The 11,511-nt window shown below is 55.5% G+C and carries 10 protein-coding genes and 2 pseudogenes; 8 read left to right on the top strand and 4 right to left on the bottom strand.

Translation table 11 applies throughout. The annotated features are described in order from the left end of the window. Nucleotides 1-195, bottom strand: a pseudogene (locus tag ENZ75_RS07370) (MFS transporter); the annotation flags it as partial. Between the two features lie 155 nt (nucleotides 196-350). Continuing rightward, on the bottom strand, nucleotides 351-506 hold the full coding sequence (locus ENZ75_RS34270; protein ID WP_164548527.1) for a hypothetical protein: 156 nt from the start codon (nucleotides 504-506) through the stop codon (nucleotides 351-353). A 258-nt stretch (nucleotides 507-764) separates the two neighbouring features. Between ENZ75_RS34270 and ENZ75_RS07360 the strand changes: the two genes are divergently transcribed. After that, nucleotides 765-1,940 (top strand): Xaa-Pro peptidase family protein, encoded by a 1,176-nt coding sequence (locus ENZ75_RS07360; RefSeq protein WP_063169317.1) that lies wholly within the window; start codon nucleotides 765-767, stop codon nucleotides 1,938-1,940. A gap of 2 nt (nucleotides 1,941-1,942) precedes the next feature. On the opposite strand, the pseudogene ENZ75_RS07355 reads toward ENZ75_RS07360, so the two are convergent. Both ENZ75_RS07355 and ENZ75_RS34265 read right to left on the bottom strand, forming a co-directional pair. Next, nucleotides 1,943-2,574: pseudogene (locus ENZ75_RS07355) on the bottom strand (IS5 family transposase). 85 nt (nucleotides 2,575-2,659) lie between these two features. Then, nucleotides 2,660-2,830, bottom strand: coding sequence for a hypothetical protein (locus ENZ75_RS34265; RefSeq protein ID WP_164548526.1), 171 nt, complete (start codon nucleotides 2,828-2,830; stop codon nucleotides 2,660-2,662). 443 nt (nucleotides 2,831-3,273) lie between these two features. Between ENZ75_RS34265 and ENZ75_RS07350 the strand changes: the two genes are divergently transcribed. The 7 genes from ENZ75_RS07350 to ENZ75_RS07325 all read left to right on the top strand — a co-directional run. Beyond that, the gene (locus ENZ75_RS07350) at nucleotides 3,274-4,437 is read left to right on the top strand and encodes a M20 aminoacylase family protein (RefSeq protein ID WP_063169316.1); all 1,164 of its coding nucleotides are present in this window, start codon (nucleotides 3,274-3,276) and stop codon (nucleotides 4,435-4,437) included. A gap of 62 nt (nucleotides 4,438-4,499) precedes the next feature. Next, complete coding sequence (locus ENZ75_RS07345) at nucleotides 4,500-5,606, top strand: ABC transporter substrate-binding protein (protein WP_063169315.1); 1,107 nt, start codon at nucleotides 4,500-4,502, stop codon at nucleotides 5,604-5,606. 190 nt (nucleotides 5,607-5,796) lie between these two features. After that, a complete protein-coding gene (locus tag ENZ75_RS07340; protein ID WP_224570037.1) occupies nucleotides 5,797-6,885 on the top strand; it encodes an ABC transporter ATP-binding protein in 1,089 nt (362 codons plus the stop codon). Between the two features lie 20 nt (nucleotides 6,886-6,905). Continuing rightward, complete coding sequence (locus ENZ75_RS07335; protein WP_063169314.1) at nucleotides 6,906-8,684, top strand: ABC transporter permease subunit; 1,779 nt, start codon at nucleotides 6,906-6,908, stop codon at nucleotides 8,682-8,684. Nucleotides 8,685-8,777: 93 nt separating this feature from the next. Further along, nucleotides 8,778-8,951, top strand: a complete 174-nt coding sequence (locus tag ENZ75_RS34260) for a hypothetical protein (RefSeq protein ID WP_164548525.1) — start codon at nucleotides 8,778-8,780, stop codon at nucleotides 8,949-8,951. A 319-nt stretch (nucleotides 8,952-9,270) separates the two neighbouring features. Next, the gene (locus ENZ75_RS07330; RefSeq protein WP_063169313.1) at nucleotides 9,271-10,266 is read left to right on the top strand and encodes a succinylglutamate desuccinylase/aspartoacylase family protein; all 996 of its coding nucleotides are present in this window, start codon (nucleotides 9,271-9,273) and stop codon (nucleotides 10,264-10,266) included. 453 nt (nucleotides 10,267-10,719) lie between these two features. After that, the coding region (locus ENZ75_RS07325) for a methylaspartate ammonia-lyase (RefSeq protein WP_128278003.1) at nucleotides 10,720-11,511 on the top strand (792 nt) is incomplete at its 3' end.

Here is an 11,511-nt window from a genome sequence, read left to right as displayed (position 1 = left end):
GCCTGCTCGAGCGCAACCATCAGATCGGAGGTCGGAACCGTTGCCATTAGCCAGCTGATAGCAACGGTCTGCATCAGCCAGCCAAGGGAAGAGACTTGAGAGGCTAAACCAGATTGAGCGAAATGTCGTATTCCTGAGCGGCGCAAACGTCTTCGGCGAAACTACATCCGCATCTGCGCCCGCCGCTTTGCTCATTGCTCCGACCGATTCGGTTCCGCCAAGCTTAACCACTTCGCGCGACACGATCCTCTTACACGTCGGATGCGCCAAATGCAGTCTTTGTATTAGTGTCATCTGGTAGCGAGATGCGGAGGTGGCGGCGGAGAGCCGTCGCTGGTGTCGCAGCGGCCTTACATCAGTGCAAACATGCTGTTGCGTGGCGCCGGCACAGTTCCCCCGGCGTCGGCGGCTTCGCCGGCAAGAATGCGAAGGCGCGCCGACTCGCTGCCAAGCTCAAGGTCGTCAGCATGGTTCTTCTGGCCGAGGCTGACGAGCTTGCCGAGCAACTCGGCGCCTTTGTCGGCGATCCTCTGGCGAGAACAAAGCTGTCGGAGACCAGCGTTGCCTGCATTGAGCGGCCGATGAAGGCACTATGCGCATCTCGCTGCGAGATGCAGCCGATATAAAAACAGCATTTGACGCTAGCCGCCAGGAAAGGGGATTGTCACCCCGCATGAGCCGGCGAAGCTTTTGTTCAATTTCGAACATGGACGCGATCGCGCGTTTTGCGCAACCAAACCACGACACACTGATTGAGGTGAGATATGGCGACGACACGCTCCGCAATTCCTCTGACTGGTGTACCGTTTCCGATATCAGAGTATGAGCGCCGGCAAAACAATGTGCTGGATGCGGTTGCTACGGCAGGCTTGGACGCAATCGTAGTAACGGCGCACGGCCACTTGAAGTATCTCAGCGGCTACGATGGGAGCGGTGGATATTTCGCGCCTTTCCCTCTTATTCTGATGCCGGGTCGGGTCCCGATATTTGTTGTCCGAGAATATGACGAGCAGGCAGTACGTTCATATAGCTGCATCGAGGAAATTGAAACCTATACACATCAGCCTGATTTTGGCAGGGTCTGCGCCGATGTATTGCGTCGACTCGGACTGGACAATAAGCGAGTCGGTTTCGAGCTTGGCTGCTGGAATCTCGCGCCCGCCGACGTGCGCGCAGTCCAAGACCAGCTCCCGGATCTGAAGATTACTGACGTCACCCGACTGGTCTCGTCAGTGTCAGCAGTGAAAGGAGAACTTGAGTTGGCGTGTATGCGCGATGCTGTTCGACTCACTGACGTGGCAATTCGAACCTTTCAGCAATCGCTTCGTCCCGGCATTACGGAGATCGAAATGGCAGCGGCCCTAGCTGCGGCGGTAACAAACGACCCCAGCAACGCCGCTGGGGATATCGGGCTTGCGCCGGGTACCATTTTGTTTGGAGAGCGAGTGAAGTTGCCCCATGCGCCAGCGACCCATCATCCTCTCAGCAACAACGAACCTGCCTTTCTGGAGATAGGGGCTTCGAAACACGGGTATACAGTGGGAATGGTTCGATGCGCAGTCCTTGGCAAACATCCCGAAACCGAATCTTTGCACGGCTTGGCTGAAGAGGTCATTGCGGCCCTTGTCTCCTCGATTCGACCAGGTGCTACGCCGGCGGACGTTCACGCTGCTGGGGGCGAGGTGTTGAAGCGATCTGGACGCAAGGGCGTCTTCCGCCAACGAACAGGATACCAAACTGGCATCAATTGGACTGAGCGCGGCGACCTAAGCCTGGAGCCCGATGTAAATGAACCACTCCGAGCTGGCATGACCCTGCACATGCCAAACATTTTGTGCAGCGAAAGTGGCTACCTATTTGGTGCCGGCGCACACGTGCTCGTGACAGAGCGCGGCGCGGAACTCCTGAGCGAAATCCCGCCAACACTTTATCGGGCGTGATGCTAGGCGGCGTGGACAAATTTGAGCCAGTATCTGGCGGTGGCTAGGTAGACCATTCCGAGGAAGCTATTGGCCAATTGATCGTAGCGGGTGGCAATGGCCCGGTTGATTTTGAGGTGGCCGAACATGCGCTCGATTCGGTTCCGCTGCTTGTAGAGCGCCCGGTCATACTCGATCTTCACGCGGCGGTTTGATCGGCCGGGTATGACGGGTTTAATCTTCCGCTCGGCGAGATCGGCGCGAATGGTATCGGCATCGTAGCCCTTGTCCGCAAGGAAGGCGTCCGGTGCACGAGTCCCCCTTTTCCGCCCGCTGCCGAGACATGGGCGCGAACTGTGGTGCTGTCGATGCTGTAGTGGCCGCTGTCCGCCATGACCTCGGCGAGCATTACCGCCACGGTCTCCCAGACCCCGGCCTCGCTCCAGCGTCGGAACCGACGATAGATGGTGTTCCAACTGCCGTATTTGGGCGGGACATCCCGCCATGGAGCGCCGCAGCGGAGCCGCCAGAGAATGCCGTTGATGATCGAACGATTCTGCTTGGGAGGTCTACCTCGGCCGCGTTTGTCAGGGTCGATGGGCAGCAAGCCCTTGAGAACACGCCATTCTGCTTCGGTGAGATCGCCCCTGCTCAAACCTGCCTCCAAAAAGCAGCCTTGAATCAATCCTCTTGGGCTACGTCAATCGCATCGACGTCCGAAATTCCGTAAGGCGGATATACTATTCCGCCAAGGTGATGGACAGTTCGAGAGGGCTGTCGCTATCCGCGAAAAATCGGCTGCCATCCTCAAACTCGATCACCACCTCTCCATCGCGGTGGCGCATGACACGGCGAACAACCTTGCCAATCAGCATCGACGTAGCTCGTTCGCTCTCTTCTTCCAGTGTCATTCCCAATGCTAACAACCCGATCGCAGGAAAGCGACCCTGCTAACATCGAATTTGTCCACGCCGCCTAGGGTCTGCGGTTTGCGGATTGAGTGGCAAAGCGCATGCAGTCCTGGAAAGTAGGTCGTGGGAGGGGGAGGAGTGTCGCGATGGTGACAGCTCTTCCTACTCAGACCTTTGCCATTGGCCGTTGCCAGCAGAGCCAGAGTTTATGATTGCCAGCACTTCGCAGCTGGTCCTCTAAGGCCGAAGCTTATCCATTTGAGGGCAAACGGCTTGTTATCGGGTCGCAGTCGCCGGCGCCAACACCGAGGCCTGAACGCGGGGCTATCTCGGTTCTAGATGGTTACGATATCCAAACTGCATTTGACGAAAACACCGGTGGCATCGATCATTAATTACGCACCGGCGCCTGATCCAAATTACTCAAATGCGGGAACGTGCCTATGGTTGGCGTTGACAGGTTCAAGGAGATCGAGATCGAAGCGATGACTTGGCGCCGGTACCTGCACGAGAATCCGGAGCTTGACTATCGGGTGAATGACACAGCGGCATTTGTGGCGGAAAAGCTGGCTTCCTTCGGGATTAACCACATCGAGTGCAGGATAGCTGAAACCGGCGTGGTTGCGTTGATCCAAGGTCAACTCGGAGATGGGCCCACTATCGGGTTGCGGGCCGACATGGACGCTCTGCCTATACTCGAAGCTTCAGGCAAACCTTGGACGTCGAAAAGGTCCGGACAGATGCACGCGTGTGGTCACGACGGGCATACTGCAATGCTCCTTGGCGCCGCGAAATACCTCGCCGCGACCCGGAACTTCAAAGGGTCCGTTGCCCTGATCTTCCAACCTGCCGAGGAAGATGGCCGCGGCGGCCAAAGAATGGTCCAGGAGGGGATCATGGACCGTTTCGGGATATCTCAGGTCTTTGGCATGCACAATTGGCCAGGCATGGAGGTTGGTGCGTTCGGCATTTGCGAAGGTTCGATTTTTGCCGCGCTCGACGAGTTCGATATTGTGGTCAAAGGCAGAGGGGGTCACGCGGCCGCTCCCCATCTGACAATTGACCCCGTCGTTGTTGCAGCTCAGATCATTTTAGGCTTGCAGACACTAGTCTCACGCAACACGGACCCCACCGAGTCCCTGGTGATCTCCGTCACAAAGCTGAACGCCGGACAAGCTTACAACATCATTCCCGAACGCGCGGAGATTGCCGGAACAGTCAGGACACTGTCACCGATTTTGCGCGACTTCGCTGAAAAACAGATTGAGGCGTGCGCGGAAAATATTGCACGCGCTTCCGGGGCGAAGGTCGAGTTTCAGCATCGCCGCCTGGAGCCCCTCACTGTCAATCATCCCGATCAAACGCGTCGGGCAACAGAGGTGGCGCGTGCTCTGGTCGGCCATTCATCGGTGAACCCCAAAGTCAAACCTAGTTTGGGGTCAGAGGACTTCGCGTACATGCTAGAGGCGCGGCCGGGGGCATGTATACTGCTTGGAAATGGATCGACTGCTGCTCTCCATAATCCAACCTACGACTTTAACGATGAAGCACTGCCATACGGCATTGGATACTGGGTCAACTTGGCCGAGGCTGCTCTAGCACCATGACATTGTCCAAGCAAAACAACCTTGGCTAATCAAGGCTGAGATCACAAGAAGAGGGTAACGACATGAAATACGAAATAAATCGCCGACGATTGCTGCAGGCGACATCGACCGCCATGGCGGCTGGCGCTCTGTCTTCAATTGCGGGCCGCGTTGCGGCCCAAACACCCAACCAGATCAACGTAGTGCTAGGCGGCGGCGATTGGGGAAAGGCTAACATTGAGGCTTACGCTAAGCCATTTGAAGCTGAGACCGGTATCAAGGTCAACCCAATCACCGACGACATGGGTATGGGACAGGTCGAGTTGATGGTAAAATCGGGCAATGTCACGGTAGATGTCGGGGCGCTTACGCAAGGGTCCGGCTTGGTCGCAGCTAAGAAAGGAATTCTTGAAGAAATTGATTACTCCTTGTTCAGGAAAGAAGAGCTAGACGGAATTTATGAATTTGCCAAGCAACCGTTTGGCGTGGCAAATTTGATTTACTCATATAATATGGTATATAGCACAGACGTATTCCCAGCTGATAAACCCCGGCCGACAAACTGGGCTGAATTCTGGGATGCTGATAAGTTTCCCGGCGTTCGCACCTTGGTGTCCGGCCAGTTTGGTTCAGAAGGACCCTGGGAAGAGGCCCTGTTAGCGGACGGTGTATCTCCCGATAAGCTCTACCCGATGGATATCGACCGGGTGTTTGCCAGTTTGGACAAAATAAAGCCGCACATCCGTAAGTGGTGGAGCAGCGGATCAGAGATTCAACAGATGTTGCATGATAAGGTCGTTGACATCGCTCAATCGTATGACGGAAGAGCTCTACTGTTGATCGATCAGGGCGCCGCGACGGAGATCAATCGAAACCAGGCGAAGCTGCAGTGGGATTATTGGGTCATTCCAAAGGGTTCACCCAACGCGAAGGCTGCGCAGAAGTTTATCGAATTCGCCACTCGCGCGGAACGTCAGGCAGCATTTTGCCAATTGTTTCCTGAGGGACCAAGCAACGGCAATGCGTTCAAACTTCTTCCCGAGAAAGTTGCGCGCAAGCTCCCTACCCACCCAGATTACATCAAGAGCAGCGTTTCCATCAACGGCAAATGGTACAATGAGGTAGGCCCCAGCGGTGTTTCCAACACTGAGATGCTTATCCAGCGGTGGAATGAGTGGATCCTGCAGTAGGGTTGGTTGAAGTGCGAAAGTCCGGTCGGGGTAACTCCATACCGGGCTAAAGTCGAAACTGATGCTGAAAATGTGACGGGGAGCGGGGTAGCCCACTAGCCTCTCCGCTCACGGCATCGGGTACGACGGCAGAAGGTACGGCAAATGCCTGCTAATGCACGCCAGCGATGGTGGAGGAGCCACAGTGAACATGCACGCAATGAATACCGCCCCCCGTTCGGAAGTTGACGCTGCAGATGTGAACCAATCGGTGCCACAAATTCAGTTCAGCAGTGTTACCAAGATGTACGGGAGTGTTCCGGCGGTCAGGGATCTGTCGCTGACCGTGCGTCGCGGCGAGTTCTTGACGATTCTCGGCCCGAGCGGCTCGGGTAAGACCACTACCCTGATGCTCTTGGCCGGCTTTGAGGCCCCGAGTTCGGGTGATATTATGATCGCCGGCCATTCAGTGGCTTCGGTCCCGTCCTACCGGCGCGATCAAGGAATTGTGTTCCAGAGCTATGCGCTGTTCCCGCATCTCACAGTGGCTCGAAACCTGGAATTCCCTCTCGAAATGCGGGGCATGGCTCCCGATCAGAGGAAGGTTCGGGTAGCCCGTATGCTTGAGCGCGTGCATCTAGGGGAATTCGGCGGTCGCATGCCATCCCAATTGAGTGGCGGTCAGCAGCAGCGCGTGGCGCTAGCCCGCGCGCTGATTGCCGATCCACCCTTCCTATTACTTGATGAACCGCTTGGCGCACTCGACCGTAACCTGCGTGAGCAGATGCAGATCGAGATGAAGAGCTTGCACAAGGAGTTCGGTATCACGACGGTGTGCGTTACGCATGACCAGGAGGAGGCGCTTACTCTGTCAGACCGGATTGTTGTAATGCGCGCAGGACGTGTCGAGCAAATCGATACACCAGAGGCCCTCTATGATCGGCCATCATCGTGCTTTGTCGCTAAATTTCTGGGTGAGGCGAACATTCTCGAGGATGCCTTGTTGCTGGCCAGAGGGGGCAACGCGCCGCAAATCGGCACCGTTGCGATGATAAGGCCAGAGCGCATCAGTGTACTTCCGAAGACTGCGGAGTGGGCTCAAACGGACCAGCGGCAATATGTTGCCGGTGCGGTCGACGATATGATTTTTGCCGGCCCTCTGCGAAAATACCATGTTCGCGTTGGCAACAATGTTCTCATCGTCCGGGAACATGTCGCGGCAGACCAACCTGTTTTCCAGCCAGGCGAGGAGGTTTGCCTCACGTGGCTGCGGTCAGACATTCGCTTCGTTTCGCCATAAGCGATTGATAAGGGATATCCATGAAGCTTTTGCGCAGAATGGCCAAGGTGCCACTTGGGTTAACCGCGCCCGCGTTCGCGCTTTTGCTTGTGGTTTTCGGTGCCCCTATAACCTTGCTTTTCCTAAGCAGTGTCAATGCCCCCGATTTCTCGTTCCAATACTACGGAGCGTTTTTCGCCCAGCCAGCTAATGTGCGGGTGCTCTTTCAAACGATAGAAATAAGTCTGGTCGCAACTGCCATCTGCTTAATCGTAGGCTATCCAACCGCGTATCTGATCGTCACGGCATCCAAGACTCTGCGCATGACGCTCATCGCTCTCGTGATCATCCCCTATTTGACCAGTGGGCTGGCGCGTACCTACGCATGGATTGTTATTCTTGGGGATCGCGGGGTCATCAACAACATCTTGCTGGACGTCGGATTGATCGATCGACCTCTGCAACTCATCTATAACCGAACCGCGGTCTATATTGGCATGGTCCACATCATGCTGCCGATGATGATACTTCCCTTGGTTAGTGCGATGATGGGGATCGATCGGTCCTTGATGGCTGCTGCACGCAGTATGGGAGCGGGACCTTTCACCGCTTTCAGGCGTGTATTTCTCCCCCTTAGCATTCCAGGCGCACGGAGTGGCTCGCTCCTAGTTTTTGTGTTCTGCCTAGGATTCTATATCACGCCGGCGGCACTTGGGGGATTGCGCGATGCCATGCTTTCAACCTTCATTGCGGCCGAGGTGAATAGCTCGTTCGATATTCCGCGCATTGCCGCTGCGTCCTTCATCCTTCTCGGGTTTGCCATTGTGGTGCTTTCCATGGTCGGGCTTGACCTCTCCGGCAAACAAGAGCAAAGCCAAACTCGAGCTCCGAAGGGCTCGATGTCCCGACTACCCATTGTTCTTGTTATCAAACGAAACTTCAGCGAAATTCTGCGTCCCTATCGTGTCAAACGGTGGACGGGACGGCGCTACGTGCCTGGGGCGGAAAGGCGATGGCCTAAAGTCGTCGCGATCGTTTTTATCGTTTTGGTGATGGCCTTTCTTTTATTCCCAGGGATAATCGTTGTCATCATGTCGTTCAGTTCCGGGGCATTTTTGCAATTTCCGCCTTCGGGCCTGTCGCTTCAATGGTATCGCTCGTTTTTCGGCGATGCATCTTGGAGCGGAGCAGCTTGGACCAGCGTCGAGATTGGTGTCGAGGTAGCTGTTATTTCTACTCTATTGGGAACACTTGCTGCTTTCGGATTGAGCCGAATAAGCGCAAGACTTCGCGGCGTGCTGACAATGATCATAATCACGCCTATCACCTTTCCAGTTATCGTGGTCGGTATCGCGACTTATCTGGGTCTCATCCAGATTGGTCTAATCGGCACAAAGGGTGGTATCGCCCTCGCTCACAGTATCGGCGCTGTTGGAATTGTGGTGGTGATCGTTTCTGCGACGTTGGCCAACTTCGATCGGACGTTAGAGCAGGCGGCCAAGAGTATGCGTGCCGGACCACTGCAAACGTTTTTTCGCGTAACACTGCCGTTAATCAGGCCGGGAGTGATCGGCGGCGCCATGTTCGCATTCCTCCAGTCATTCGATGAAGCGGTCATAACGTCTTTGGTCGGCGGTCTGTCGGTGCGGACGTTGCCCTTGAAGATGCTGGAGAATATCCGCCACCAAATCGACCCGACGATTGCTGCAGTCGCTTCTCTTTTGATGCTTCTGCCTTTAATCTGGATGCTTGTCCTCTATGCCGTCTGGTGGCGTTCTCGACCGAGCATGCAGCGAACATTACAGGAAGCCGCTGCCTAACTGGCGTGGCAGATCCACTTCCTGATGATGCGTCCGACCTATTCCTACGGACTGGCGACAAGCATCTGTTCGGGGCTTCAACGGGCGGATAAAATGGCCACCTGGTCCAAAACGGAAACCAGTAAAGCTCTTGCAATTATCATCTGGCACATGCGGATCAAGGATTCGGACTATGTCTGGGATCGGCCGGCCTTGCTCGCCAGCAAGCTCAGACCTGCCGATCCTCTTGCTGCGCGCCAGGATGGAATTCGAGGTCAACGGCGCTGACCGGATCGCACAGATCCTTCGCCCGTCTGAACAACGAACAGCTAGCCAACGTCAACCGGCTGATCGCGCGATTTCTGAAATCGGCTACCCACCGCGACTTTGACCTTCCTCCTCCCTTAGTGCACCGGGATCAAGGTGACGAACCAAGGGACAGGTCAGCAGAGCGAGCCCTGGTCATCTGAAAACGCGATGGTGCCGTCTCGGACATTATATTGGCGAAGTGGTGACCGCGTGTGCATAGTTCCAGGCGAAAAAAATAGCCGTGTACAAGACCATATGCCCGGTCAAAGTCGCCAGATCACCCGCAATAGGTTAAGCAATGAACGAAGCACCACATCTTACGTTTGATCTCGATGCGCATGGCGTGAGCAGAGGACACCTCGTTGTGCCGGGAGGCGCCGACCATGAAGAGTTCTCGCTTCCGGTTTTTAGTCTTAATAAGGGCGATGGACCGCGCCTTCTTATCACCGGTGGGAATCATGGCAATGAAATGGAGGGGCCATTAGTCGCGCGGCGGCTTATCGAGTGGCTGCCACAAGCGCAAACCAGTGGTAGGATCATCGTGCTGCCAGTGCTTAATCCATTGGCAGTTCAAGCATGGAGCCGCAATACTCCGCTTGATGGTTTGAATCTGAACCGCGTGTTTCCGGGCCGTGCCGACGGGTCTGTTACGGAACGAATCGCGGATGCGGTTTCACGCGTATTGTTGCCAAATGCCGACATCGTTTTCGATCTGCACAGCTTCGGCCCAACGTGGGATTTTCCCCCGGCGGTCATCACGCATCCAATTGCTGATGCGGATCTCATGGCTAAGACGCTCGCAATGGCAGCGGCATTTAAGCTGCCCGTAACATTGCTCTGGCAACATGACGACACGGCTGGGATGTTCGACAGTTGGGCACATAGCCTAGGGAAGGTATTCGTTTGCGCGGAATTCGGCGGTGGTACGGTTAGCGCAGAAGCTCTAGCGATTTATGAAGCTGGAGTTCGCAACGCGCTCGTTATGCTTGGACTCGTCGAAGGAAAAGTCGAGGACGTGTCTTTCCGTAACAAAAGGTCCAGTCAGACCCTTGAGACGCTGATATCAGACGAGTTGAAATCGCCCGCGCAGGGTATCTTCGAACCTCGCTGCTCTGTGTTGGATGAAGTGAGGTCGGGAGATCTTATAGGTATCCTACACTCTATGGATTCTGTTTCCGCTCCGTCCATTGACATCCGAGCGCCTGGGCCATCAATCGTCCTAGCCATAGGATCGGGCGCGCATGTCGACCGCAATGAAGGGGTAGCCATCCTTGCGCGGCCGCTGCATAACTAGAGGTACAGATTAGCCGCGCCTTGGCCAGCTGTAGTAACTCCGGTATGAAGGCACTGGCCTCGACTGGAGCTTATAGGCCAGCTCCTCGGATCGATCAGCGGCTGATCCTGTCTTCCAAAATCATGCCAAAAAGATTGCTTGATCCTTGATCGCTTGGTTTATACTAACCATGGTTGAAAGTGGCGGTCCGAGATGGGAGCTGGCCGGACGGATTGATCGCCTAGCTTCTGTTATGGAAGCAGGGGCGACGATCCGGCGCACCGCGACCAAGAGGGGAGGCGGACGGTGCCGTCCCCGCTGACGCCCGTAAAACAACTTTATCGTATCTTAAAACGAGATGGGCACGTTCGGGGCTTTATATTGGCAAAACCGATTCCGAACGGGGCATAACTTAGGACAGAGCGCGCAAATCCGGCCGCAGCTCATAGCTTGGCCAAACTCGAGTATAATTCAGTGCAGATCAAAGACGTCATTCTCACGCCCGGCAACGGCGCCTTCTTTTATGACGATCAAGCTGCCATTAGGGCAGGGGTTGGCCAGGACGGTTTTGTTTACGTCGGCGAGCCATTGACGCCCGGCTTCCGTGATATCCGTGTTCCGGCAGCTTGCTTAAGCGTCGGGCTTGTCCTGGAAGACGATATGGTCGCCTGGGGCGATATGATGGGAGTGCAATACTCAGGGGCTGGCGGGCGTGACCCCCTGTTTGACGTCGGAGCCATCATGGATCTCACGTCACGTGTTGTTGTCCCGCGGCTCTTAAACATTGATGCGTCCAGCTTTTTGACAGCCTGCTCCAGTGTCTTCGATCTCCATACTGGGAAACGACTCCCACTATGCATCGAATATGGGGTCAGCCAAGCCCTTTTAAGCGCTGCTGCCCATGCTGCGCGTCGTACCATGGCGGAGGTGGTTTGTTCGGAATTTTGCCTATCCATGCCGCATCGTCGTGTCCCAATTTATTGCCAGAGCGGTGATGCGCGCGAAATCAATGTCGATAAAATGATCCTGAAGGGGGTGGATGTGATCCCGCATGGCCTCATCAACTCGCGTAGCAAATTCGGCGTTGGGGGAGAAACCTTTCTGGATTTCGTCAAATGGGTGGCGCACCGCGTCAAGCAAATCGGCCAACCAGACTATTCTCCGGTGCTGCATTTCGATGTGTACGGCTGGATCGGTATGGAGATCGGGCTCGACGTCCAGCGCATCGCCGACTTCATCAGTAAGGTTGCTGACGCGGTTCCGGAG

It is taken from the genome of Mesorhizobium sp. M7A.F.Ca.CA.002.04.1.1, from assembly GCF_004022805.1.
In the GTDB taxonomy this organism is placed as follows: domain Bacteria; phylum Pseudomonadota; class Alphaproteobacteria; order Rhizobiales; family Rhizobiaceae; genus Mesorhizobium; species Mesorhizobium ciceri.
The sequence above is the reverse complement of the archived record's forward strand: the minus strand, read 5'-3'. Positions and strand labels throughout refer to the sequence as shown.